The sequence below is a fragment of the Lewinella cohaerens DSM 23179 genome (assembly GCF_000379805.1).
GTDB lineage: Bacteria > Bacteroidota > Bacteroidia > Chitinophagales > Saprospiraceae > Lewinella > Lewinella cohaerens.
In genome coordinates this window covers 162,056-188,095 of the sequence record NZ_KB903619.1, presented here as the reverse complement: position 1 = coordinate 188,095, position 26,040 = coordinate 162,056, and the positions used below count along the sequence as shown (strand labels likewise).

Below are 26,040 nucleotides of genomic sequence, written 5' to 3'. Positions count from 1 at the left end.
AATTATTTCGACTTTTTTCTAAAAGTAGTGACCTATATTTGTCTTTTATATCCTACACTTAAATTTAAAACATGCAATTCATGATGCAACGTTTACTTACACTCGCCTTTCTAGTATTGGCTGCCGGTGCTTTGACCGCGCAAGACGTTATCTGGGAAGAAGATTTCTCCAAAGGCCTAGCCGGTTGGAGCGTTAACCCTATTCTTTGTGGTGGGAACGTGAATACCTATGGTAACAACTCTGGTACTGATTATGGTATTTGGACCCTAACTGAAGGGACAGAAAATGGCACCTCCCTTAATTATGATGGCCTTACCTTTGAGTGGTCTTTTTTAAATGATACAGAGTATCAATTTACCTTTGATACCGATGATGGTTCTGAATACCTTACCGTATATGGTACTTATAGCCTTTCTGGCGATACTTTAGTTTCCTCTTTAAATGCTTCCCCGGAACTTGCTAATGGTTTAGCCTTTGCAGAAACTACAGCTGGTGGGGTGGTAGAATGGGCAACTATTGCACAACTCAATTTCCCTGCATTCGTTGATGCTTATACAGGAAGAGGTGAGCCTACCGTCGTGTACTCCGATGGTGGGAATACGCTAACTTACACTCAGATCACCGATAGTGGGGATGAGTTTGTATTCACCTACACTAAGCGCTCCGAGTGCGGTATGATTTGGACCTGGAGCCCTAACGGTAACCTGGGCAACGGTATCTTCGGTTTCGAAGCACCTGGCGCTATCTTTGTTGATTCACCTACCCGTACCAATGGTACGATGACCATGAACAACATGTTCCAGATGTTCCGTGGCGACGCTGCTAACGTACCTGCATCTAACCCTCCTCCGTACCCTCAGTACGTAGCAGAGTTGATTTCTCCTGCCATTGATATCTCCTCTGCAGATCGTGCTTTGTCGATTTCAATTTCGCAAACTTTGCGTTATTTGAATACGCCAACAGATGCTCCTGATGGTTTGAAGACCTCTTTCGCTGTTAGTACGGATGATGGCGCAACTTGGAGCCCAGCAACGGATTTGAACCCGAACTTAGCAAACAATGTAATCCGTAGCAACCGCCAAACGGTTCCTATTCTTGATGCTTATATTGCTGGTGCTGATGAGATTCGTATTAAGATCACCTTTGCAACAGATTACTACTTCTGGGGTATTGATGATATCTCTATCCAGGAGCGTATCGGTTATGACATTCAGGCGAATGCCAACTTCTTTGCTATTCCTGATAACGTAAATACACCGTACTCTCAGCTTCAGCCTCAGTACTTCATGTCTGACATCCAGAACAATGGTGGTTTGGTGGCTGAAAACGTAGAACTGAACCTTCAGATTGTAAACGTTACTGATGGTGGTACTGTGGTTTATGACCAAACGAAGAGCTATGGCGACATTGCTGTAGATTCTATCGCAGAGAATGATTTCATCGACATTACTATGCCGTTGGATCTTGCTCCTGATGCGTCATCTCTTGGTTTTTATGAAGGTACTTATATCCTGAGCCAGGATTCTGCCGATGTCAATCCTGGAAATGATTCTCTGTTCTTCAGTTTCTCTGTTACTGATTCTTTATTTGCTAAAGAAACAGGCCCTACCCGTGCTATCTTCCTTACCAACGACCGCGATTGGTTCATTGGTAACAGCTACTACGTACCTAATGGCGAAAACTGGTATGCTCGCTTCATATCTTTCATGATTAGTAATGTTTCTGATGCTCAGTCTAGTGGTGTTACGACTTTCCTATATGAATCTGACGGAGATGTAGATGGCGATGGCCGTATCGGACCTGATGAGTATGGTAATGTACCTATTGCCTTCAATGAATACATGTTTGATGGTACAGAAGATGAAGTACTGATTACCATTCCTGTAGATTTGGAAGGAGAGGGCATTGAAATGACCAGTGGCAAATATTACTTTGCAGTTGTACAGTATGTTGCTGCAAATGCAGATGACCAGGTAGCTATTTCTGCAAGTGAAGATTATAACTACGCTGCCAATAACTTCATTACTGATTCTATTGGCATTGAGCAGTACTCTGATGTTGTAGATTTGGTGGCTGAAGAACCAAACTTCTTCTCTGGTGGCTTTGGTGGTACATCTGTGCCTGTAGTGCGCCTATCTATTGGTGATAACCCATTCCTGGATCAGCCCGCAATTACAGCTATCGAAACGGTACTTCCTACGGAGTTTGGTGTGAATGTATACCCTGTTCCTGCAAAAGACAACTTCAACATGAAAGTTGATTTTCCTAAGCAGGTGGATGTACTTGTTCGTTTGTACGACCAAACTGGACGTATCATTCTTACCCAAGAGTTTGATAAGCTACAGAACGGTACTTTCAACTATGATGTACGTTCGCTTGCTAGCGGTTTGTACTTCCTACAGTTAGATACCGATGCTGGTACACGTATCGAGAAGATCGTTGTACAGCACTAGTAGTAGACTTTTTATGCTATAACCTGTGTTTTAGCAAGTCTTTTGACAAAAATAGCGGGCTGATTCAGTTGAATACTGAGTCAGCCCGCTTTATTTTTGATAGAATATTAAATAAATGATTATGCGACTTCTCTCTACACATTTACTTCCTAGCCTTTGCGCTATTTTTCTTTTTTCGATTCCTCTCAATGCTCAAAATGGACCAGATTTAGAACTGGACACTACCTTTTATGTCATTCCGGAAAACGCACAAGCGCTGACAGCGCTTTTTAGTCCCCAGTACTTTGCGGTTAATGTCCTAAATACAGGAGATGAGGCCGCCAACGATGTAATTGTAAACTGCCAGATTACCAACCTTACAACCGGAGAAGTAATCTATAATGTTGAAAAAAACTATGGTGAGCTGTTATCCGGGGCAAGCATCGAAAATGATGTACTCAATGAGGAGCCTTTCAACTTACCATTAACTAATTTTTTCGTAGAAAGAGATTACCGGGGTACCTACATTGTTACGACCACCAGCAATGATATTAACACTCAAAATGATACCATTCATTTCAATTTTTCTTCTAGCTACGAAAGCCTGGCAAAAGAATCCGGGCGGACAGGAGGTATTAGGCTGGAAGGATCGAATTACTACGTGGGTACTTGTTTTTACGTTCCCGAAGGTTATACTTTTGAAGTAAGGGATTTGGAATTTATGATTGATAATGCAGACGAGGTTGCGCAGGGACACGGAATCGTCACCATCCTGCTTTACGAGACTTTTGGTGACCAAAATCAGGATGGGATTATTGATACGATGGAATATGGATATTCCCCAGTCTATTTCAACGAGTACCTCTTTGATGGTTCTGAGAACCAAACATTGGTACGATTACCTATTCACATAGAAGCGGAAGGCCCCTATGATCGACTAGAATTACTCGGAGGCAGATATTATCTATTGGTACTTGAATACATTAGTGAGGATGAAGAGGACACGATGGTAATTTCCGTAAGCGATGACTATGACTACACTGCGAATGGCATTATTTCTAATCAAATAGACTTGCCCCAATACGCCCACGTTATCTATTCCGATAGCCTCGGAGGGGATCGACCAAACTTTGAAATAAACGGCCTTGGGGCGAATGTTACTCCACTTATCCGGTTGAAACCTTTCGTTCCAATTGGAAATACTCAGGGTAATTCACTGCCTCCTAATTATCAAATTACAATTGCTCCAAACCCTGCTGATGAGTACTTTACGCTGGTATTTGATTTTCCAGAGCAGGCAGCAACCCAAATCGCCTTATTCAACCAAGAAGGCCGCTTAGTCAAGACTTATCCTTCTCAAAAGATGTATAAAGAAACGATTGCAGAAAACTGCCAAAGCCTACCAAATGGTATTTACACCCTGCAAATAGTCACGGAGAAAGGAGGCACGAGCAGAAGTATTGTGGTTCAGCATTAAATAGAACGGGCTTTTGACGCAAGTCAAAAGCCCGTTCTAAAAGTTAAATCACTTCGTGATTTGTACCAGCCTAAATGCTAGCTAAAATACCATTTAGTGTTTCACTAGGCCTCATTGCTTTATTTACCAAGGAGACTTGTGGGTAGTAATAGCCATCAATATCAACAGCAGATCCTTGAGCATCCAGTAGTTCTTGAAGGATTACAGCTTCTTTAGCAGCTAATTCTGTAGCTACAGTCGCAAATTTTTCCTTCAATTCCTTGTTTTCGTTTTGCTCCGAAAGTGCTTCGGCCCAATATTTAGCTAGGAAAAAGTGGCTGCCTCTATTGTCGAGTTCATTCACTTTCCGAGAAGGTGATTTGTCATTTTGCAAGAACTCCGAAGTAGCTTTATCCAAACTGTTGCCCAAGATGACCGCACCTGAATTATCAAATGTGGATCCGAGGTGTTCCAATGACACGGCTAATGCTAAAAACTCACCAAGAGAATCCCACCTTAGGTGTCCTTCTTCAACAAACTGTTGCACATGCTTAGGTGCAGATCCACCAGCTCCTGTTTCAAATAAGCCTCCTCCATTCATCAATGGAACAATAGAAAGCATTTTAGCACTTGTTCCTACTTCCAAAATTGGAAATAAGTCGGTATTGTAATCTCGAAGAACATTACCTGTGACAGAAATCGTATCCTTACCTTCTTTAATCCTGTTTAGCGAAAATCTAGTTGCTGCTGAAGGTGACATGGTGTGAATCTCCAATCCATCCGTATTGTGATCCCCTAGGTATTTATTAACCTTCTTGATTAACTCTCTATCGTGGGCACGTTCTTCGTCTAGCCAAAAAACGATAGGAGTGTCACTTGACCTTGATCTATTGACCGCCAATTTAACCCAATCCTGGATAGGTAAGTCTTTAACCTGACATGCTCTCCAGATATCGCCGGCTTCTACGTTGTGTGACATTAGAACATTTCCGTCGCTATCAACAATCTCTACTTTCCCATCTGCTGCTATCTCAAATGTCTTGTCATGAGAACCGTATTCTTCTGCTTTTTGTGCCATCAAACCTACGTTTGGTACACTACCCATTGTGGTGGGATCAAAAGCTCCGTGTTCCTTACAGAAATCAATAGTTTCTTGGTAAATCCCAGCATAGCTACTATCAGGAATAACTGCTTTGGTATCTTTTTGCTCGCCATTTTTGTCCCACATTTGTCCAGAAGTACGGATCATAGCAGGCATTGATGCATCAATGATTACATCACTTGGTACGTGTAAGTTTGTAATTCCTTTATCACTATTAACCATCGCTAGATCTGGACGATCTGCATAACAGGCATTTATGTCAGCAAGAATTTCTGCTTTTTCTGACACATCCAATTCATCTAGTTTTGCAATCAAGTCGCCAAAACCGTTGGTTACATCTACTCCGATTTTTTCAAATGTACTGGCATGCTTTGAAAAGACAGGTGCAAAGAACCTTCTGACAGCGTGACCAAATATAATAGGATCCGAAACTTTCATCATAGTAGCCTTCATGTGCAGTGAAAAGAGTATATCTTTTTCTTTTGCATCACGAATATTTTCATCCAAGAAGCTTAGCAAAGCTTTTTTGCTCATGAATGTTCCATCAATAATTTCACCCGCCAATAAAGCTAAGTTATCCTTGAGGATGGTTTTTGTTCCAGCTTGATCTACATGCTGAATAGTTACTGTAGTATCAACTGGGACAGTAATGGATTTTTCGTTTGCTTTGAAATCTCCTGACGACATGGTAGCTACATGCGATTTTGAATCAGCTGTCCATTTACCCATTCTGTGTGGGTGCTTTCTAGCATAAGCCTTGACAGGCTTCGGAGCGCGTCTGTCTGAGTTTCCTTCCCGTAATACTGGATTTACAGCACTTCCTTTAATCTTGTTGTAGCGATTTCTAATGGCCTTTTCTTCTTCAGAATTTGCTTCTTCCGGATAGTCAGGAATAGCAAACCCTTTTGCTTGTAGTTCTTCAATTGCAGCAATCAACTGTGGTACAGAAGCACTAATATTAGGTAACTTAATGATATTAGCTTCTGGTTGTTTTGCAAGCGTTCCCAGTTCTAATAAATCATCAGATACTTTTTGGTCGTCAGAAAGGAAGTCTGGGAATGCAGACAAAATCCTGGCTGCAAGAGAAATGTCTCTTGTTTCTACTTCTACACCGGCTGACTTGGTGAAAGCTTGAACAATAGGTAAAAAAGAATGAGTTGCCAAGAACGGTGCCTCATCAGTCTTTGTATAAATAATCTTCTGTGTACTCATATTTATTATCCCGTTTGAAATCGTTATTTTTATAACCGCACAAAAGTAAGAATTTCTCCGCTTCTTACTAACTTGCAAACATGATCAAAAAACATCTAGTTTGTTTTTTAGGATATTTTTTTCTGACGAATTCAAAATATGCGAAATCCTCACTTGGATCCTGATAAAGATCAGCTACCGGCAGATGATCAGCAATACGAAAGAGCACTACGTCCCAAGGCATTGGATGACTTCAGTGGTCAGCCTAAAATTGTTGAAAATCTAAAAATATTCATCCAGGCCGCTAAACAACGTGGGGAAGCACTGGACCATGTTTTGCTACACGGCCCTCCGGGATTAGGGAAAACGACCTTGTCACATATTGTTTCCAACGAAATGGGCGCCGAGTTGAAGATGACCAGTGGCCCTGTCTTGGAAAAACCAGGAGACCTAGCTGGTTTACTAACCAATTTAGGGGAAGGCGATGTGCTCTTCATTGATGAAATCCACCGATTGAATACCGTTGTCGAAGAGTACCTTTATTCGGCAATGGAAGATTATCGGATTGATATCATGATTGATAGTGGTCCCAATGCACGTACCGTACAAATCAGTCTGAGTCCGTTTACGCTAATCGGTGCGACCACCCGCTTAGGACTGTTAACAGCCCCTATGCGCGAGCGTTTTGGCATCACCTGCCTACTGGATTATTACGATGCTGCTACCCTGAGTAAAATCATTATTCGTTCTGCTGGAATTTTGCAGGTTCCCATCAATGGCCCAGGCTCAATGGAGATCGCCCGCCGTAGCAGAGGTACCCCAAGGATTGCAAACGCACTACTGCGTCGAATCAGAGATTTTGCCCAAGTGAAAGGCGACGGAAACATTGATGTGCCAATTGCAAAATATGGCCTGGAAGCCCTTAATGTTGATGAAGGTGGCCTCGATGAGATGGATAACAAGATATTGAGTGCAATCGTCCACAAATTTAAAGGCGGCCCGGTTGGAATCACGACCATTGCTACCGCAGTAGGAGAGGAGTCTGGTACGATCGAGGAGGTCCACGAACCTTTCCTAATCATGGAAGGTTATATCCAGCGAACACCACGAGGGCGAGAGGCTACTGAAAAAACCTATCGCCACCTTGGCCTTGTTCCTCCGGGAAGAACAGGAACTTTGTTTGAGATTACAGAATAGAAATTCTCAACCATCGTCATTTGAGTAAATTAAGGAAACTTATATTTCCTTATATAACTTATATGGTTCAAGTAATTTTTTGACATCAGTCCTTTAAATTCAATGCTGTGGCCAAATCGACATCTTCTTTTTTAAAGCCAGGTATCCTATTCTTATTGCTGGTATTCACACTATTAAGTGCATTTACTTTAAGAGACACTGCAATGGAGGAATGGGGCTTTTTCGGGCATCGCCGAATTAACAGAATGGCGGTATTTACCCTACCACCGGAGATGATGCCTTTCTTTCGCCACCATATCGAGTACGTTACCGATCATGCCGTAGACCCAGACAAGCGCCGCTATGCCACCAAGCATGAGGCCGTACGGCATTATATTGACATCGACCACTGGGGCGTCCACCCCTTTCCGGAGGTGCCCCGCAACTGGACTGAAGCATTGTTGCGCTATGGCGAGTTAAGAATGATCAAGGCAGGTTCTGCTGATACGCTGGTTGTAGAAGTAGCATCAATACTAAGAGCAAATAACGGTAGAGATACCGCCCTTTTGAAAGTCAATCACCCTGAGCTGCCACTCTATTTGTCGCTGAAAGACTACAAAACCTATTGGCAAGAGGAAATTCAGCCCCAATACTACGAAGATGAATGGTTGCCATCACCTGCCGCAACAGCCGCCCTTTTTGGCTGGCCCGCAGAGACTTTCAGTAGGGTAGAGGCCATTGATCATTTTTCAGAATACGGCATCGTCCCTTATCACTTGGAGGCTACTCAACGACAGCTTACAAAAGCTTTTGAACGAGGAGATGCCCGTTCTATTCTGCGAATATGTTCAGAAATCGGCCACTATATCGGCGATGCACATGTACCTCTTCATACCACTGAAAACTACAATGGCGAAATGACCAACCAAGTAGGCATTCATGCTTTTTGGGAAAGTCGTCTACCTGAGCTTTTTGCCGATAAAGGCTACGATTACTTTGTAGGAAAAGCAGAATACATCCGCGATAAAAACGACTATTTCTGGACCGCTGTCTTAGACAGCCATAAGCTATTAGACAGCGTTCTTCTTATCGAAAAAAGACTGAGCCAAACGATTCCGCCCGATCAACAGTTCTGCTTTGAAGAAAGACTGGGCCGTTCGATCCGTACCCAGTGCGAAGACTACGCAAAAGTCTACGAGCAAGCCATGGATGGCATGGTGGAAACACGGATGCAAGATGCGATCCTGGCCATTGGCAGCTCCTGGTTTACCGCATGGGTCGATGCCGGGCAGCCAGATTTGAACGCACTACTCGATACCCAAGCTACCGAGGAAGAATTAGAGAAACAAAAGGAACTGGAACAGGAATTCCAGCAGGGAGAAAGCAAGGGGAGGGACCATAGCGGAAAGTAACCCCCTGGTATTTCGAGCTAAAACGAATTGGAGCAGCTTACTTTCCGCATGAAAATTGTAATCGGACAAAATAGCTGCGGTCGAAGCCCGTGAGTACAGATTGTCCGCTGCCACCATGGACATCGCCAGAATTACTCGCTCCGCTTAGTGATCGACTCGATTGATTGAGCAGGTTTTTTGCACCAATACTGAGATGTATTCTTTCTTGCCAAAAGTGACGGTTTAAAGTGGCATTTAACTGATGATTTTGGCCAATGAACCCGAGTAAAATCTCGTCTTCATAAAGATGGTATCGCTGCTGCCGTGCAATATAACGATGCGTAACCAAGAAGTCAATGTCTACTTTAGGAATCCAAACGGATAGCCGGGATTGCACCTCGGCTACAGGAACAAAAGTAGGTTCGTATTGGGGCTCTTCTGCAAAATCATTGGCAATATTGGTTATTGAAAAGCCACTCTCACAAGAGATAATTTTTGATTCATAATTAATGGTGAAGTTTAGCCCATGCGTAGCGTATGTTTCCAGATTCTGGTAGTTGTATTGCAGTGGCGCAAATTCTGCTAACGTTATTTTATTCCTGATCGTGTTGTAAAAGCCTTTTACGCCAAGACGAAGCAATTGGTTATTCCCTAAATTGTTACGATAATCAAGGCTCAATCTCGCATTGTTGGAATACTCTGCCTGCAATTCATTATTACCGACAATGAAATGATTGATATCAATAAAATTGAAGTGCAATTCTTTGATAGAAGGTGCGCGAAACCCTAATGCATAACTGGACTTTAGCGTCCAATCCTCAGTGATGTTCCAGCGCAGGTTTAAAGCTGGCAACACTGGGTGGTCAAACTGGCTGTTATGGCCATATCGAACGCTCGCTTGAAGGATTAATTTTGTAATTGGCGTCCAGCGAGCCCCAAGCCAGAACGCAATATTTTGTTGGCTAGGTTCATTTAGATCAACAGCCGAAGTATCCACTAGTCGGCGGCCAAAAGCCATTTCTCGAAGGTATTCTACGCCAAACTGTCCATTGATTTTTTGCTGGCCTGCTGTATTGATACTTGTACGATGCAGTACTGAGGTAAACCGCGAGGTGTCTTGTTCTGCTGAAACGGGAGTAGATTCACGGCTTTCCAATTCCAGCCGTTCATATTGTTTGGTTCGCGTAAAGCTGTTCAGTGCCGTTTGTGATTGCAAATACAAGGAGGAAGACAACCAGGTATTTAGAGACACCGTATGATCATGGCGATTGGTGAGATAGGTTTCATCAAAAGCATAAGGATTGAACGAAGGGCGCTTTACAGGGCCGTAAAGAAAAACAGATTCCGTAAAGTAACGTTGCTGGTAGGTAATGTCAAACGAGTCATTGGGCCGATAAGTCAATTTGCCATTGAGGCTGTTCTGCACCTTTGGATTCCATGGAAATTTCCGTTGCTGAAGCGTTGAGCCGTCGGCTAAGGTTGTTGTTTCAATAAGCCGGAGACTATCATTGGGTTCAAATTGACTCTGATAATGACTTCCGCTGGCGCTGAAAAAAAAACGATTAAAACGGGCAGAAAATAAAGCGTCATAATTCATGATACCAATGTCCTCAAATTGGCTTGCAAGCGAAACATTGTATTTGTTTAACTGCGTTTTTTTGGTGATAATATTGATGACACCGCCAGCAGCATTGTTGCCATACTGGGCAGAGAGTGCTCCTTCAACGATCTCAATGTGATCTACATCCGAAAGTTTTATTTGGGAAAGGTCAACATTGCCGTTGACCCTCCCTATAACTGGAATACCGTCAATAGCTACCTGTACATTCTCTCCTCCAACGCCTTGAATTTGTGCGCCGCTACCGAGAATAGGGTCGTTGCTTACACGAAAATTCAACTGCTGTGTAAGTACCTCCGCCAGGTTGTTCATGCCTTGCCGCGTAATGTCCTCGATTTCGATTACTTTAACCTCATGCACCGCATTTTCCTTAGCAGTAGGTGCAAATTGAGCAGTCACGACAATGTCTTCGATAGCTAGAGACCAAGTTATTGAATCATCTTCTACTTGTGCGAGTAAGGTACTGCAATGCAAGAAGAGGAGAGCAAAAGGTAGTAGCTTGGGTATTTTATTCATCAGTTTCTGATTAGCTGCTCAGAGAATATTGGTTAATAGCTTCTCGCCAAGTTTCTAACTCTGGCTTTCCTGGCTTGCGTGCACCAAAAAAGTAAACGATAAGTTCACCATTTTCATCAAAAAGCTCCAAACTGGTGACGATACCGTCTACTGTTGGTTTTTTAACAATCCAGGCTTTCTTTACCATTTCCATATTTAGGTGAAGGTTAAAAGCGGGGTCCAGAATGTTGTACCACTCTCCCAATTCCTTAAGTTGGCTTACTTCACCGGTATGAATCTGAACGCAGCCTTTACTGTGGACAAAACACATGATAGGAATTGCTTGCGCTGCACAGTATTGGAGAACCTCCTTTATGAAATCTACAGGCACGGCCTGGCTATGATCTGTAGGAGCTAATTCAATCGCACGGGTTCTGCCAAGACCGTACTTTCTCAACAAACCAAAGAAGTCGTGCGTATCCTTGAGGTTGAGCCACTCTTGCTGGAATGCTTCCACATCAACGTCTTCTTTTATTTCCTGAGTGCTTGCTTCTTCTTGCTTCTTTGGCAATGGAAATAATGGAGACTGGTCTTCTGCCCGGTATTCAGCAACCAACTGGTGGTAAACATCAATATCTGACTTCTCCGTAGAGAATATTTTGTGAACAGCTTCTCCCTCCCCGTTAAAAAATTGGAAAGAATAGAGCATCCCCATTTTACCCCGATCCATGGTTACAGCAAGCGCATGTACCCACTCATTCATGAAAAAACGAAGGTCAATATCTGGATTGACTGCTACGCCCATATTGGCTGGGCCTCCGTAAAAATTGATGTTATCGTAAACACCTTTTCGCTCATGTACACAAGCTTCGTTACGGGTAAGGGCCATCACATAGCCCATGCGCTTGATTTCCGGCAGGAGCAATTTCCAATCGCCAGAAAGTCGAATAACCGTATTATCTGGTGAAAGCGTAAGTAATTCAGCTTCGCTGATACCAAGTTGCGCAGCCAAATTTCGCTGGCGAATACGTGGGGTTTCAGCAATAATGGCCTGCTTATTGTGCAAAAGTGTTTCAATTGAAGTCATTGTAATTATCAGTTTTGTGTCTAAGTATTGCGCAGAAAATAAAATCGCTTTTTATTTTCGTGCTGTTCCTAAGCTAAATGTGTAAGGTTGTCCAAGAATAGCGTAGGGATCTGGTGACTTTTAAGTTCAAATGTTTTAGAGATATTGGCAGGAGTTAAAGTGACTTTACAGTCGCCTTGTGCCAATACCTTACCTTGTTTTAGTAATATGATTCGGTCTGCATAAGTAGCAGCAAGCCCCAGGTCGTGAACGATGGCAACTACACCTATTTCTCTTCGTTGGATAATGTTTTTCACCAATTGCATCACCTCGTGTTTTTGTTTAATATCAAGGTTAGCAGTCGCCTCATCCAGGAATAAATATTGTGTATGTGGGCGCCAGTAATTGCTTTCGAGCTGAACAATACATTTTGCCAGCAAGACGCGTTGTTGTTCACCACCAGATAGGCTAGGAAAGCTTCTGTTTCTGAAAGCAGTCATACCAACTTTGCGTAAAGCATAGCGGACAATACTGCGATGCTCTTCGTCTTTTATAAGATTGCGTACTGCATAATTCCCCATACCAACAAGGTCTTCTACCTGGATGGGGAAATTGACGTGCATTTGCTGAGAAAGTACCGTCCTCCGGATGGCCATTTCTTTTGCAGACCAGTTGCCAAACAACGCATTTTCCCAGGTGATTACCCCACCTTGTGGTGTAAGTTGACCTGTTAGTATTTCAAACAAGCTGGTCTTTCCTGCTCCATTGGGGCCTAATATCATTGTAAGCGCCCCAGGCGGCAAATCAAGGTCAATGCTCTCCAGAATTTGCTTCCCATTCCTTTGAAGGCTTATGTTCCTAAGGTTAATCATAGCATTACTTGGTTGTTATTGGTCCTGTAAATCAGCCAAAGGAAGAAAGGTGCCCCAATTAATGCCGTTATAATACCCAATGGCAGTTCTGCAGGAGCAACAATGGTCCGCGCAAAAGTATCGGTGATGACCAAAAAGAGAGCTCCCAGTATGGCAGAACTCGGAAGGAGCTGGGTGTAATTACTTCCCAAAAGAAGGCGAAGAAAATGTGGAATGATGAGTCCTACAAAACCTATAATCCCCGTAAAGGAGATACAAACACCTGTGATTAAAGCTGCTATTAAAATGATCAGTGTTTTCACACTTTCCACTTTCACGCCGAGGTAGGCTGCTTCCTTTTCTCCTAGTAACAAAGCATTGATTGTCGCTGCTTGCTTATTCAATAGCCAAAGCCCTCCGACCACCAGAGGAGAAAGAATACCTACCTGAAGCCAATTTGTTCCACTTAAGCTTCCTAAAGTCCAAAAAGTAATATCTCTTAATTGCTGGTCATCTGAAAGGTAGATGCATACACCTACAATTGCACTTGCTAAAGCTGAGATGGCAATTCCTGCCAGTAGCATGGTCATAACAGAAACATACTGGTCTTTTTTCGAGATCGCATAAACGACAAAAGTAGTGATGACGCCCCCAATAAAGGCAGATAGACTTACGGAGGTTTGCTGTATCCAATCGGGTAGGGTAGACCAGTAGCTTTTCGTAAGAACAATCGCCAAGACGGCAAACAATACAGCTCCACTTGAGACGCCTATCAGGGTAGGGTCTGCCAGCGGGTTGCGGAAAAGCCCCTGAATAGCTGCACCTACACTTGCCAGTCCGGCCCCAACCAATGCTGCGAGTAATACCCTGGGAAGGCGAATATGATAAATAAGGAAACCTTCTCCTATTTTTCCTTCAGGCCCTGAAAATGAAAAGAGCCCCTGGAATAATTCCGTGCTATTCATTGCGTAAGCACCAAACATCAGGCTTCCCAAAATACTGAGAATCAATCCTGCCCAAAGCAACCAGTAAATTTTATTGCCTACTTTCATCTAAAGCTCCGTTTGACTAAATACCTGTAACTGAAGCGCCAAATCGTAGGCTGCTTGGGCAGCCCGTGGACCAAAAGAACTCAAGTAGTGACCGTCCATCGTGATGACTCGCTTGTGCTGATAAGCAGTGGTTTGTGCCATTCCAGGTATTTCTCCAAGGCCATCCATTCCTTCTAAGCTATTCAGGCCGCTTTCAAATAACAACAGCACTTCCGGATTAGCAGCTAGCAATGCTTCTGGGCTCAATTCTTTATAATCAGAGAAGTTTGTGACAGCATTTCTTCCACCAGCCTTTTCCAGCATAGCAGCTACGGGCGTACCGCTCCCACTCACAAAGAGTCGACCTGTTCCACGAGCATATAGGAATAAAATATTGGGCTGATGAGTTGTTTCTTCCAGGAGATTAGCCAAACGCAGACTGTCTGCGGCAATGTTTTGAGTTAGCTCTCCTATACCCGCTTCCGAAATTGACAGTTTCGTTTGCAGCTGTCGAGCTACCTCAATAGCATTATTAAAGTGCGTAGTCGTCGTAATCCCAAATACGTTCACACCAGCAGAAATAAGCTGCGCCAAGACGGGGTTGTTTAAATCCTGTTTTTTGCAAATGATTAAATCAGGACGCAAGGCTAAAATCGCTTCAGCATTTAGCTGACTGACATGCCCAAGTTGAGGTTTACCCTTTAGTTCCTCTTCGGGATAAGTACTCGTTACATCAATACCAACAATTTGCTCTCCTAATTCTAATTGGTAGAGCAATTCTGTTACCATTCCATCAAGAGACACAATCCGCTTTAAAGTGTCTCCGGCATTTGAACCGGAGACATCCGAGGTAGTGTCGTGAAAGCAGGAAGTCGTGGAAAAAGCCACCACTCCTATAGCCATTAGCAAGAAGAAAATTCTAGCTGGAAAATGCTTCATTATTTTTATTTTAAGAATAGCTGCTTGTAGTTGCCTCGCAACTACAAGCAGCTATTAAAGAGAGAAAGGACTATTGCGTTATGATTAATGGCCGAACAATTTGCGCTTGGCCATCTTGAATCCTTAGGTAGTAGTGCCCCGATGGGAGTGCCGTTGACAATTGGTAGGTATTCATGCCTATTTGCGTGGGGATCGTTTCATGATAAACAACCTTGCCTAAAGCATCAACGATTTCCAGCTTTTGATGCTGAGAATAAGCTGAATTAACCGTCCAGTGGAGGTTAATCACTCCGTTGCTTGGGTTCGGAAAAACAGAAAGGTCGTCTGAAGTATCAGATAAGTCATCACTATTAACCAATAAGCCCTCGTAGCTTTTCATTAGGGTTGTGATGCCTGAAGAAGAGCCGGAGAAATCCAAAAACTGAACTTGCCAGATGCTACCAGCTGCTGTTTTAACGAAGAATACTTGATTTTCCTGAATACTCCAGCCTGTAGTAAAATCAAAGAATTTCCAATCGTGACCAATGGTATTCAACGTGTCCTGAAATTCCGTTAGGTAATCCTGAAAGGAAACGGTCAAAGGATTTACCTCGTCAGCTTGTGCTACTGCAACATTCTGATTTGATAAAACGCCAGCCACCTGATATTCGATGATACCACCTCCACCATCATCAAGCGGAGAATAGTAACGGGTGAAAAGCAAATCCCAATGAACTGGTTCCAGGTCTTTTACTTCATTGCTCGCAAAAGAATAATAGGCGAGTGTCTTGCCGGTGAAATCCCCCTTCGTAATCTGTACATTGACTTCATCCGTACCATCGAGATTAGCGTGGCGGAAGGAATAGATATTGTTGGCCAAAGACTGAATCTCTAGTTTACGCCAAATTCCACTACGCAGATGTATAAAGAAAATGTAATTGCTATTTATCGTATGATTGCTTGGGTTGTACGTTCCCCAGCCCAAATCAAACGGGTTGTCTGCACTAGCTATGCTGTTAAATGCACCTGACTCCCAACTGATCTCTGGGTTGAAAACCTGCTCAATGATATTCAGCGTGTCAGCAGTTGAAAAATCCTCGTCGATACTGAAGAAAACGGATACTTCTGGTGCCTGAGTTCCAAAACTAGCGGACACTCCTTCATTTACAAAAATGCCTGCGCTTTGCGGAGCTACCCCAAAAGCAATATCCCACTCTTCATGAGCGATACTTGTCGTACTCCCATCCTGAATCTGGTAAAATACCTGGTTGGAATAGTTGGTGCCGATACTAACTTCCTCCACTTGTGCTTCAAGGCAATACCCCGTAAAGAGTAATACTAATAGGAAAATATATTGTTGATTCATGCTTGTGTTATTTTCTGTGTTGGCACAAACATAGAAAACAACTTATGCTTATTTAGACTAAATCTAAATAATACCTAATTTTAGTGATGCTTGCTACCTAAGCGTTAGGTATTGTTTCTACCTAAACGTTAGGTAAAAACAATAAACCTGCCAACTTCAAGTAGAAATTGGCAGGTTTATTCTGATCGTCTAGTGACCCTTAAGGACGCGGTTCTTCCTTACTAGGTAATCTATTTAATGCTTCCCCAGCCTCTCCGTCAAGTTCTAATTTATGCAAGTCTTGATAGTACATCAATCCGCTCAGGCTTACCAAGGTGACTTCTTCGGGGTCTTCTACCAGAACGATGAGTTCTTCAATCACTTCATCTTTGTTTTCATGGAGATAAATGTAAACTAGATCCTTTCCATCACGAATTCTAATAAGTTCTTCGTAGTTATTTGCCTGAATACTTTGCCGCAATGCAGTGAGGTCAGAAGCTGCAATATCTGCGCGATTAGGCACGGAGAGTACTCGGAGGTTTTCTAGTTTTGACAAAAAAGTCCGCTCGCCATCTTCGTCAGTGGCTTTGCTGATGAAATCGAGCAGTCCACCGCTGATATTTACGTGGGTGACATCTTCCAACCCCTTGTATTTATCAATAAAAGAGTTGATAACATTGTTTTGTGCTGATAGGGTCAAAGTGCTCAAGGAAAGAGCGATTAGCATCATTAATGGTTTCATGCTTATAGTTTTTTGGCGCACAAAAAGCGCCGGGTGATTTCTTAAGCCAGGTTTGCGAGAAAGAACCTGAAAATGTATTGATATGATCGGCCAGTCTTCCGTAAAAGGTATTAGGTACTTGGTATAGCATCCGTTTAGATTTCAAAAAATCCTTATACCCTGTACCACGTACCTAGTACAGTGAGGTTTACTTCGTGACTCCTAGGTTTTTAGGAATACAGTCAAGTAAATCTCACGTTAATTATCCTCGTCCATTTCGTTGGCCAGCTTGATGATCTTATCAAGATTCAAAGGGCCAACAAAGCTCATAAGGGTGAACTCACTTTCGCCGTAAGAGAGGAATAGCAGTTCCTGAAGATTCCCCTTGTCGTCTTCCCGCAGCAGGAACTCTGTATTTCCACCATTACGTTCCCTAATCGTGATCAGTGTTTCGTAGGTTTTTGTATTAATCTTCGATTTTGCTTCATTGAAATATTTCTCCGGTGTAACGTCTGTGCTAAGAATACGGAGGCCACGAAGGTCGGTAGCCAAATCCATGAATGCGGCTGCTTCGGCATCGTCTAGTTCCAGCTTTTCGCCGCCTATCTTTTCAAACATCTGGAACAGGCGAGGACTAATATAGACGACCGAAAACTGCTCATCTTCCACATAATCCTGGAAATAATCATCAATGGCATTGGCCTGCCCCAAAAGGCTCGTTGTGCCCAGGCAAAGCAGGGCTAATGCAAAGAACTGTTTCATATTGCTGTGTTTTTTGATTTCGATTTTGTTTAAATTGAATTTACTTCTTGGGCATTAGCCTCTTGGGGGCTTACCCCCCCTGTACTTTGTACCAAGTACCTAATAATCACCAAGGCTGTACCAATTTCTTGACACTTTGCAGTTCACTGGTAGCGACATTCATGCCGCGACGCAAAGACGCACTTGTTTTCTGAAAAGCAGTCGTTGTTACACGTATGGCTTCTTCCTCACTTTTAGGCTCAAATTGTGACCAGTCTATCGTAGCCTGTTGCTTATTTGATTCGCCCTCCGGGGTCAGTATCCAAACCGCAAGTGCTAGTGTAATCATGGCCGCAATGGCCAACCAGCGAGACATCGGTTTTCTGAATTGTACCAATTGGCTGGCTTTCCTTTTCTGTATCGAGTCGAGCCGAGCCGAAAATTCTTCACTTACTTTCTGTTCTCCAGCTATCGCGAAAAACTGAAACAGGGAGCGGTAAGGTTCCATATCCTCTGGTAAAACCTCTTGCTTAAAGTAGCTGCGCAATGCTTCTTCTTCCGTTAAAGAAGTATTGCCTTCGAAATACCGATTGAGTAGTGTTTTGGCTGTATTATAGTCCATAGGAAGATTGTTTTAATAGTGCTTCACGAAGGGCTTTTCTAGCCCGGAATAAATTGGTCTTCACCTGCGGCATCGTCATTTCTAAAGCATCCGCAATTTCCTGATAACTCATTCCTTCGATATCCCTCAGTTGTACTACCGAACGATGATTCTCTGGCAAGTTTTGTATTATCGTCCGAATTTGCTGGTAGGTGTCTTTCCATTCCAATTGCTGATCGGGGCCATTTGCTATGGTGAACTGAGGAAGATTATCTGTGATTTCTGTCCTTCTTTTTCGGTAACCACCTTTCAGTTTATCCAACGCCTGGTTGCGAGTCATCCGGAGGCACCAAGCCTCCATGTTTTTAATAAGCAGCAGGTCTTTCCCCTGCTGCCACAGTTTGACCATTACCTCTTGTACAACATCTTCAGCTTCCGCCCTATCATTGACCAACCGCAACGCTAGGCGATAGAGTCGGTCTTTAATGGGCCATATTTGTTCTCTGAATTCCATCCAGTCCATTTGTGGATTTATCCGTTTTCAATTCCTCGACGAGGCGAAATTGACGTTTGTTACAGCTGGTTGATATTTTTTTCGACTAAAACCATCTTTTTCCTAAAATATAGCAGCAACGCATCTCTTTTGGCCATTGGAGCGTTACCTTTGAGGTAGCAAATCAGGTGCTAGTTTATTCTTGTGCTGTTCTTAATTAATTTTAGCTTTTGAAAAAAATTGACCGCCTTTTACTGGTAAGTTTCATTGGTCCCTTTTTGGTGACATTCGGTATTGCAACCTTTGTGCTCCTGATGCAAATTCTTTGGGTGTATATTGATGACATTGCCGGCAAAGGCTTAAGTGTCTTTGTTATCATGGAATTGTTGGCTTACAAGTGTGTCGGCCTCGTTCCTATGGCGTTGCCTTTGGCTATCCTCATTTCGGCAGTAATGGTCATGGGAGGTTTGGCGGAACGGTACGAACTCTCCAGCCTGAAATCTGCGGGAATCTCTCTCTTACGAGTCATGCGCCCCATTATCGTCTTTGGCAGTATTGCGACTTTTGTTTCCTACTTGTGTAACGACTATATTATTCCTGTAGCAAATCTCCAGTTTGGATCTCGGATGTACGATATTCGGGAAAAGAAGCCCACCATGAGTATGGAAACGGGGGTGTTCAACGACGATTTCGGTAATTACGCGATCAGAATAGGGGAGAAGGGCAGCGACGGTCGAACGATTAGTGATATCCTGATCTACGACCATTCAGAAGCCAATAGCGGCAAGCTTACGCAGGTGGTTGCAGAATCAGGCGAAATGTTCTCCACCAAGGACGGTAGCTATTTTGTGATGCAATTGTACAACGGGCACCAGTACATCGAATCAAGACCCACCGGGCGAAACACAGGTAAAGGAGCTCCTTTTATACGTACGGCCTTTAAATCCTGGAATAAAGTTTTCGATTTGAGTGAATTCAACATGGATATCACCAATCCTGATCTATTTAGCCAAAATAGGTCAATGATGAGTATCAGTCAACTGGCTAGCCAGATTGATACCATCCAAAAACGTATAGATCAGCGCTATTTGAATCTCGCCAAGCAAGTTGGAACGCACTTTAGTGTTCTTCCTGTCGATAGCCTTTACCCACAAGCACAACTAGAGCCAGAGGAGGATGAACTGTCTGAAATAGATGCAGAGCAGGATAGCTTAGCCAATGAAGATACTATGCAAGACTCCCTCCTGGCTGATAGCTTGCGGCTATTAGAAAAAATGGGAACCGACAGTATACAACGTCTAGAAAGTTACTCTCAGCGTATGTCAAACGCAGGCCGAAATCGAACTGATGAACGCGAAAAACTAATCGCTTTAGAAAAAACTACCGATCAAAAAGAGAGAATGGCAAAAGCCGCGGCCATTAAGAAGGCTGCAGGCATGGAGACAAAAGTCGACTCTTCAAAAGTTCAGCCCCAAGTACCTTTAGAGCGTTTTGATGATACGATTACCTCTGTCACTGCCTGGCTGGAAATCCTTACCCCTGCCGAGCGGCGAAGATTCATGACGAAAGCAAAATCAAGCGCCCGGGCGATCATTAACCAAGCTGAACAAGCGGAAGTATCTCTCAGTAGGACTAAAGAAGACAAGGTTAAGCACATTTATGAAATGCATACAAAGTACAGTATGGCAGTGGTCTGTATTATCTTTGTTTTCATAGGTGCACCGTTGGGAGCCATTGTCAGGAAAGGTGGGTTCGGCTACCCGCTCTTGGTAAGTGTCGTGGCTTTTATCGTGTTTATCGTTCTTACCATTTTTTGCCGGAAAATAGCCGAGACATTACTGGTGCCAGCCTCTCTGGCGGCATGGTTGCCTTGCATTATTTTGTCGCCTATAGGTGTTTGGTTGACCATCAAAGCCATGGCTGATAGTAAACTTTTTGACCTGAGTGGATTGACGGCAAGTGTCAGTAAATTATTCAGAATGCTACGCCCTGAAAAGAAGCAGCCTGTTTAGGAATGCAGTATTCTCTTAGCGACTTCGCCAAATAAGCTTTCCTTCCTTGTCTTTCTCAATAAATCCTTCGTCCATAAGGTAGCTCAAGCTGGTGAGTACATCCTCTTCACGTACATTCGCGAAGCGATCAACCAGTTCATCCAAGGGTATACTCTCTTGAGCGAGTAAATCTTCAATACGCTTAGCTAGTTGTTGATGTTCACTGACAGAGAGTCCTTCTTTTTTTCGCGACAAGCAAACATCACACTGCCCACATGGCTGACTGCCTTTTTCGCCAAAGTAGCGAACCAATTGCTGCGACCTGCAGATATCTCTTTCCACATAGCGAATAGCAGCTTTAACTCTTGTGAGGTGCCGTTCTTTGCGAATGCGATAGACGGGTAAATCTATCGAAAGGTGTTCAGCAGCCACGCGGTCGCGTAACAATGTGATTTGGGGACTATCCTTTGCTGGGCGATAACGCACGATGCCAGCAGTATGCATTCTTTGTAAACCTTGGCGCAATTGACTAGTGCTGATTTTTAGAAACTTGGCAAGCTGTGGTTCTTTGAGCTTTACCGGATGATTGAAAGCCCCTTGGTAGGTGCGTAAAATGATTTTCAAAATACGATCCAGCTTCTTGTGTTTCAACTGGTAATCATATAAAACATCTTTGTTAACAATGACTTGTAAATAAGCGGGCACATACACCGCATCACTTACCATCAGCCAGCTGTTTTGTTCCAATACCTTTAGACAATGATGGACGACGACTGCATCAAGCTGATAAGTTTGTGCGAATTGCGCAAGGTCAAAATCATAACTCCTGCCAATTCCGGAACCCGTAGCTAGCTGAAGATAACTCCCCAGGGCCCGATAAACCCTGCGAATTTCTTCAAGGGGAGGGAAGGAAAGCTCATAATTCCGTAGAAGCCGGTCTTTATCATCGCGGCTGTAAAGGAGAACGGCGTATGCCTTTTCACCGTCGCGGCCACCACGGCCAGCCTCTTGGAAATAAGCTTCAAGACTATCGGGGATGTCAATATGAACAACAGAGCGCACATCAGCTTTATCAATTCCCATCCCAAAAGCATTGGTGGATACCATTACCCGAATCCGCCCATCAATCCAGGCTTCCTGCCGCGTAGAACGCTCTTCCATTTCCAGGCCAGCATGATAATAGCTCGCCGCAATTTTTCTTCGTACCAACTCTACAGCGATCTCTTTGCAACGCCTTCTACTTCGGACATATACAACGGAGCTGCCTTTCACATTTTCTAAGATGTTCACGAGTTGTGCAATCTTGCCTTCTGCCTGTCGTACAACATAGGCTAGATTGTCTCTTACAAAGCTCTTCTGAAAGACTTCTTTGTCTTTCCTGAAAAGCAACTTTTCTTGAATATCAGTAGCAACTTCAGGTGTTGCGGTAGCGGTAAGTGCAATAATGGGCACATCGGGCACTAGTTCTCTAACTGCCGCTATTTCCAGATAGGCAGGACGAAAATCATAGCCCCATTGACTGATACAGTGAGCTTCATCAACGGCAATCATCCGCAACGGCATCTTGGGCAACCGTTCTTTAATAATATCCGACTGCAACCGTTCAGGAGAAAGGTATAAAAGTTGCAGGTGGCCGTAAACCGCATTATCGACAATTCGATCAATATCAGCATGAGTAAGTCCTGAATATATGGCCTCGGCCTTGATTCCTCTTTGCTGGAGTTGCTGCACCTGGTCTTTCATCAGTGCAATCAATGGGGAAACAACCAGGCATACACCTTCGCTTGCCAAAGCTGGCACCTGAAAGCAAATGGATTTTCCGCCGCCGGTAGGTAAAAGGGCCAAGGTATCTTTACCTTTCAAAATAGCATCAATGATCTCGGCCTGTAGTGGCCGGAATCCTGGGTACCCCCAGTACTGCTGCAATATTTTGAGCGGATCTTTCAAAAATTAAAATTGATAACCAAGCGCTAAAATCATCGGTACAGATAAAGTAAGATGCCACGGCTCTCTAGCGCCATATCGCCAGAAAAGAGAGCCATTGGTGTCGAATATCGCTCCTTCTGGAACTTCTTCATAGTTGCGATTATTTAGGCGTAAGCCCAAACCTAAGCCCAAATCCAACTGCCAGTGCTCTCCAAAGATAGCGCAAAAGCCACGAATGTAATTTAAGGAAAAACTGTGCTGTACAATGCCATAAGGGATTCTTTGTGTAAAACCACTGAAGCCACCACGTATAAAATCCCCTTCTACACGAGCATTCAATAATCGATAGTCAAAGGCAAATTCATGATAGTGCCGCTGTCGAATAACCCCTGGATTGTTGTGATATTTCCGGCGGGCTGTACGCAACCTAAATCCACTAAGATTTTGAAGTGATTCCTGATCAGGATAGTCGTAATCAAAGAAAACGCCCACTTCGTGTCGTAAATAGATATTCCCCCGGGTACGATGCTCATAACTCAAGTGTGGCCCAGGGGTTAGAGGGTCAAATAGATGTCCAAGGGAGAAACGAATTACCTGGTCAGCGCCCTGCTCTTCATAAAGTGGCTGACCGAAACTGGTGGCAGAAAAAGCACTACTGATAATGAATATCAAGCCCCAGGTGCGCAAATTTGTACAAACCAGATTTCTCATCAGGTAACTTCGGTGTTATTTTGTTCTAAAAAATAGGCCATCCATTGTATTAACGCGGCCAGTAGGCAAATCGACGCCTTCTACATGGAAACTAAAAGGCTGGAAACCTTCTTGCTCAACAAACCTGAGGGTTTCATAAAATCCTAATTGAGCATGTTGGTAAATTTTATAAACAGGAATTTCTATTTTCAATCCCTTTGCTTTAGCCATTACTTTAGCAGCACCACTAATTACCTGCTGTTCATAACCCTGGGTGTCGATCTTCAAAAGAATAGTCGTTTGTTCCCAATCCGGAGCATACTTGTCAATTACGCTATCCAATTGATGAATGGGCAATAACTCCTTTTTGACAATCGCAGATTTAGTGTTGTGCGCAGAATAGCTGTCCTCAATAGGGAGTACGGAACTGAATTTAGTATCGTCCGTTATATGAAATTCTATTTCGCCGTCCTTTTCACCAATGGCCATCCTTTCGGCGACTGTCCACTGTGGGTAGGCTGCAGACCTTGCGCTAATTTCCCTATGAGCATCGGGCACGGGCTCGAAGGAGATGGTACGTCCACGGTAACCAAAATCGTACAGAGACTCGGCAAACTGCCCTGTATTGGCACCAATGTCTATAACCAGATCAATTCCTTGATCCTTTAACAACATTGCAACCCGTTTCGGCTCACTTGCCGAAGCAGTAAATCGTTTAACCTTAATATGCAAGCCGGTCAATTTCCCTAATTGTCGTTTGCTGCGCTCCAGCCACTTCGACTCTAAAATGCTTTGCAGTAAGTTCATTTATCCAGCTTATTCTTTTTTGGTTATCTCTTTGATTCTGGTCATGATCTCTCCGATAGGAAAATACTCCTCTGAGATGGCATGAACTTTACCTCCCTCTTGCTCTATGACCAGGTAGTTGATGGTCGTGGTAGCACCTTGTGCCTGGAAAACAGAAGCACTTTTGTCCTGTTTAACATAAATCTTCCTGATTTCAGCATAGGGAATTTCAGTAGCTCCAAATTGTATTCCTTCTTGATAAATCTCGACCTTTCCCTGTTTCCGGAGGCTCCAACCACTAAAAAAAGCAGTGCCTACCGCCATCATTCCAACAAAAAAGGCCAACATCGCAATGATACTATTTCCTGTATATGCGCGACCTACGGCTGGTTTTTTTAGTAAAAAATAGGCAGTACCAAATCCAACAAAGGCTAGGACAATACCCAACCATAAATAGAATTGGTCATCTGAAGTAGGAGTGTATTTATAAAGTATTTCAGTCATGATTGTTGATCCATTTTTGCCAGGGTTGAATAAGTTGAGCATGCAGGCCTGTGCTATCACTACTGATCCAGGTACTCCGAAATTGCGGAGAGTGGAGCAGATAGGGTAGCTCTCTGGTCGTGTCTCTATAACAATTTAAAACCAATGAATCATTGCCCTGATAAACCGTAAGTTGCCAAAACCTGAGTGAATCAATACTCAACTCATTAATGTCATCGGCAAATTCATCGCCCTTTAGGTCATTTAATTCTTGGAGGTAATTCACCCACAATAAGCTATCACCTGCCACTTGACCATTCACAAGTATCTGGTTTTGATCCGTGTGGATCGCTTTTAAGGCATTCGCAGCAGAGACAAAATATAGGCTGTCTGCCCTTCCTTCACCGCTAAGTAACTGATTGTGCCGAAAGGCTGATAATTCTCCACTAAACATACTCAAAGCCAAACCATTAATTGTAAAAACCTCTTTTTGCTTTTCTAAGCGCGTATACGCTTGTACTTCTTTGTCTTCTTTGGAGTACGCATAGCGACCGATCCTTACACAACTTTTTGCTTCTTCTTCAAAATGTAAGCACAACAGTATGCCTTGCTTAGGGCCTAGACCAAAGTCTTCCCAATCGCTTTGCTGCTGGCTTACAAGGGCAGATGTTCTGATGTCGCGCAATCGTCTCAGTAAGTCTTCTACGGCTTCTGTTGATGCTGCTTCATTCACATTCTGTTGGCTTAGCAACCATCGGTTTTCGTAGCGAATGATACTAAATGGAGGGCTTTCTTCTTTGTGGATATCAATTTTCACAACGTCCTTAGGCAGGAAATCCATCAATACAGAATGAAAACGATTACTGCGTTGTTGCTGAAAGTACTGACTTCCACCGTACGCGACAACAGCTAACCCGAAAAGAAGAACCCATAGTCGATTTTTAGCCATGGTCCGCTTGTTTTTCCAAAAAAGCCTGCAATTTGGCAATCGCCCGCCCACGGTGGCTGATCGCGTTCTTCTCTGCTTTACTCATTTGGGCAAACGTTCGACTTTGGCCTTCCGGCATAAATACAGGGTCATAGCCAAAACCATCTTCTCCCTGTAATTCTGTACTTATTTCTCCTTCTACGATTCCCTCGAAAAGATATTCTTCCCCTTTTAGCAAAAGCGCTATAACCGTACGAAAACGTGCCTTCCGATTAGGGAATGGCGCCAATTCTCGGAGTAATTTTTGCATATTTAAATCAGGGTCACGTTCAGCACCAGCATACCTTGCCGTAATAACGCCAGGTGCACCATCGAGTGCTTCTACTTCCAGGCCTGTATCTTCCGAGAAACAATCCTGATGATAATTTTGCAAAAGGTAGCGTGCTTTTTCCAGTGCATTACCTTCGAGCGTAGGGCTCGTCTCTGGCAATTCTTCCTGGCAGCCTACTTCTTCCAGACTTAGGAATTGATAATTACTGCCCAGCAATTGCTGAACTTCTCTAATCTTGTTTGGATTGTTAGTGGCAAAGACAATAGTTTCCATGAAT

22 protein-coding genes are annotated in these 26,040 nt (G+C 43.5%); 5 read left to right on the top strand and 17 right to left on the bottom strand.

Going from position 1 to position 26,040, the window contains the following annotated elements:
* The first annotated feature begins 80 nt into the window (after positions 1 to 80).
* Positions 81 to 2,453 (top strand): T9SS type A sorting domain-containing protein, encoded by a 2,373-nt coding sequence (locus tag A3EU_RS0128685; RefSeq protein WP_020539637.1) that lies wholly within the window; start codon positions 81 to 83, stop codon positions 2,451 to 2,453.
* Positions 2,454 to 2,574: 121 nt separating this feature from the next.
* Entirely contained in the window at positions 2,575 to 3,909 is a 1,335-nt protein-coding gene (locus A3EU_RS0128680; RefSeq protein ID WP_020539636.1) for a T9SS type A sorting domain-containing protein, read from the top strand.
* Between the two features lie 70 nt (positions 3,910 to 3,979).
* On the opposite strand, the gene A3EU_RS0128675 is transcribed toward A3EU_RS0128680, so the two are convergent.
* Positions 3,980 to 6,202, bottom strand: a complete 2,223-nt coding sequence (locus A3EU_RS0128675; protein ID WP_020539635.1) for an NADP-dependent isocitrate dehydrogenase — start codon at positions 6,200 to 6,202, stop codon at positions 3,980 to 3,982.
* Positions 6,203 to 6,340: 138 nt separating this feature from the next.
* On the opposite strand from A3EU_RS0128675, the gene ruvB reads away from it, so the two are divergent.
* Entirely contained in the window at positions 6,341 to 7,378 is a 1,038-nt protein-coding gene (gene ruvB / locus A3EU_RS0128670) for a Holliday junction branch migration DNA helicase RuvB (protein ID WP_020539634.1), read from the top strand.
* A 107-nt stretch (positions 7,379 to 7,485) separates the two neighbouring features.
* Positions 7,486 to 8,769, top strand: a complete 1,284-nt coding sequence (locus A3EU_RS0128665) for a zinc dependent phospholipase C family protein (protein ID WP_044087368.1) — start codon at positions 7,486 to 7,488, stop codon at positions 8,767 to 8,769.
* A gap of 37 nt (positions 8,770 to 8,806) precedes the next feature.
* Here A3EU_RS0128665 and A3EU_RS0128660 read toward each other — a convergent pair whose 3' ends face one another.
* The 10 genes from A3EU_RS0128660 to A3EU_RS0128615 form a co-directional block, all read right to left on the bottom strand.
* Entirely contained in the window at positions 8,807 to 10,882 is a 2,076-nt protein-coding gene (locus A3EU_RS0128660; protein ID WP_020539632.1) for a TonB-dependent receptor plug domain-containing protein, read from the bottom strand.
* A 10-nt stretch (positions 10,883 to 10,892) separates the two neighbouring features.
* Positions 10,893 to 11,948 (bottom strand): hemin-degrading factor, encoded by a 1,056-nt coding sequence (locus A3EU_RS0128655; protein ID WP_020539631.1) that lies wholly within the window; start codon positions 11,946 to 11,948, stop codon positions 10,893 to 10,895.
* Between the two features lie 68 nt (positions 11,949 to 12,016).
* Positions 12,017 to 12,799, bottom strand: a complete 783-nt coding sequence (locus A3EU_RS0128650; protein ID WP_020539630.1) for an ATP-binding cassette domain-containing protein — start codon at positions 12,797 to 12,799, stop codon at positions 12,017 to 12,019.
* Entirely contained in the window at positions 12,796 to 13,830 is a 1,035-nt protein-coding gene (locus A3EU_RS0128645) for a FecCD family ABC transporter permease (RefSeq protein ID WP_020539629.1), read from the bottom strand. Before A3EU_RS0128645 ends, A3EU_RS0128650 begins: the two co-directional genes overlap by 4 nt.
* Positions 13,831 to 14,748 (bottom strand): heme/hemin ABC transporter substrate-binding protein, encoded by a 918-nt coding sequence (locus A3EU_RS32275; RefSeq protein WP_020539628.1) that lies wholly within the window; start codon positions 14,746 to 14,748, stop codon positions 13,831 to 13,833.
* Positions 14,749 to 14,818: 70 nt separating this feature from the next.
* Complete coding sequence (locus A3EU_RS0128635; protein WP_020539627.1) at positions 14,819 to 16,093, bottom strand: T9SS type A sorting domain-containing protein; 1,275 nt, start codon at positions 16,091 to 16,093, stop codon at positions 14,819 to 14,821.
* 199 nt (positions 16,094 to 16,292) lie between these two features.
* Positions 16,293 to 16,814, bottom strand: a complete 522-nt coding sequence (locus A3EU_RS0128630; protein ID WP_020539626.1) for a DUF4252 domain-containing protein — start codon at positions 16,812 to 16,814, stop codon at positions 16,293 to 16,295.
* Between the two features lie 237 nt (positions 16,815 to 17,051).
* Positions 17,052 to 17,555, bottom strand: coding sequence for a DUF4252 domain-containing protein (locus A3EU_RS0128625; RefSeq protein WP_020539625.1), 504 nt, complete (start codon positions 17,553 to 17,555; stop codon positions 17,052 to 17,054).
* Between the two features lie 106 nt (positions 17,556 to 17,661).
* Positions 17,662 to 18,156: a hypothetical protein gene (locus tag A3EU_RS0128620; protein WP_020539624.1), complete on the bottom strand. Its 495-nt coding sequence runs from the start codon at positions 18,154 to 18,156 to the stop codon at positions 17,662 to 17,664.
* Entirely contained in the window at positions 18,146 to 18,658 is a 513-nt protein-coding gene (locus A3EU_RS0128615; RefSeq protein ID WP_020539623.1) for an RNA polymerase sigma factor, read from the bottom strand. Before A3EU_RS0128615 ends, A3EU_RS0128620 begins: the two co-directional genes overlap by 11 nt.
* A gap of 200 nt (positions 18,659 to 18,858) precedes the next feature.
* Here A3EU_RS0128615 and A3EU_RS35170 point away from each other — a divergent pair, with 200 nt between their 5' ends.
* Positions 18,859 to 20,640 carry an LptF/LptG family permease gene (locus tag A3EU_RS35170; RefSeq protein ID WP_020539622.1) on the top strand — a complete coding sequence of 594 codons (1,782 nt, stop codon included), beginning with the start codon at positions 18,859 to 18,861 and terminating at the stop codon, positions 20,638 to 20,640.
* 15 nt (positions 20,641 to 20,655) lie between these two features.
* On the opposite strand, the gene A3EU_RS0128605 is transcribed toward A3EU_RS35170, so the two are convergent.
* From A3EU_RS0128605 to rdgB, 6 genes are read right to left on the bottom strand one after another with little or no spacing between them, the layout of a single operon-like run.
* Complete coding sequence (locus tag A3EU_RS0128605) at positions 20,656 to 22,566, bottom strand: RecQ family ATP-dependent DNA helicase (protein ID WP_026211638.1); 1,911 nt, start codon at positions 22,564 to 22,566, stop codon at positions 20,656 to 20,658.
* 3 nt (positions 22,567 to 22,569) lie between these two features.
* Positions 22,570 to 23,256 (bottom strand): hypothetical protein, encoded by a 687-nt coding sequence (locus A3EU_RS0128600; protein ID WP_020539620.1) that lies wholly within the window; start codon positions 23,254 to 23,256, stop codon positions 22,570 to 22,572.
* A gap of 15 nt (positions 23,257 to 23,271) precedes the next feature.
* Positions 23,272 to 24,042 carry an FkbM family methyltransferase gene (locus tag A3EU_RS0128595; protein WP_020539619.1) on the bottom strand — a complete coding sequence of 257 codons (771 nt, stop codon included), beginning with the start codon at positions 24,040 to 24,042 and terminating at the stop codon, positions 23,272 to 23,274.
* A gap of 9 nt (positions 24,043 to 24,051) precedes the next feature.
* Positions 24,052 to 24,525: a hypothetical protein gene (locus A3EU_RS0128590; protein ID WP_020539618.1), complete on the bottom strand. Its 474-nt coding sequence runs from the start codon at positions 24,523 to 24,525 to the stop codon at positions 24,052 to 24,054.
* Positions 24,518 to 25,453 carry a DUF4340 domain-containing protein gene (locus A3EU_RS0128585; RefSeq protein WP_020539617.1) on the bottom strand — a complete coding sequence of 312 codons (936 nt, stop codon included), beginning with the start codon at positions 25,451 to 25,453 and terminating at the stop codon, positions 24,518 to 24,520. Before A3EU_RS0128585 ends, A3EU_RS0128590 begins: the two co-directional genes overlap by 8 nt.
* Positions 25,446 to 26,036 carry an RdgB/HAM1 family non-canonical purine NTP pyrophosphatase gene (gene rdgB / locus A3EU_RS0128580; RefSeq protein ID WP_020539616.1) on the bottom strand — a complete coding sequence of 197 codons (591 nt, stop codon included), beginning with the start codon at positions 26,034 to 26,036 and terminating at the stop codon, positions 25,446 to 25,448. The genes A3EU_RS0128585 and rdgB overlap by 8 nt, the downstream gene beginning before the upstream one ends.
* Positions 26,037 to 26,040: the final 4 nt, after the last annotated feature.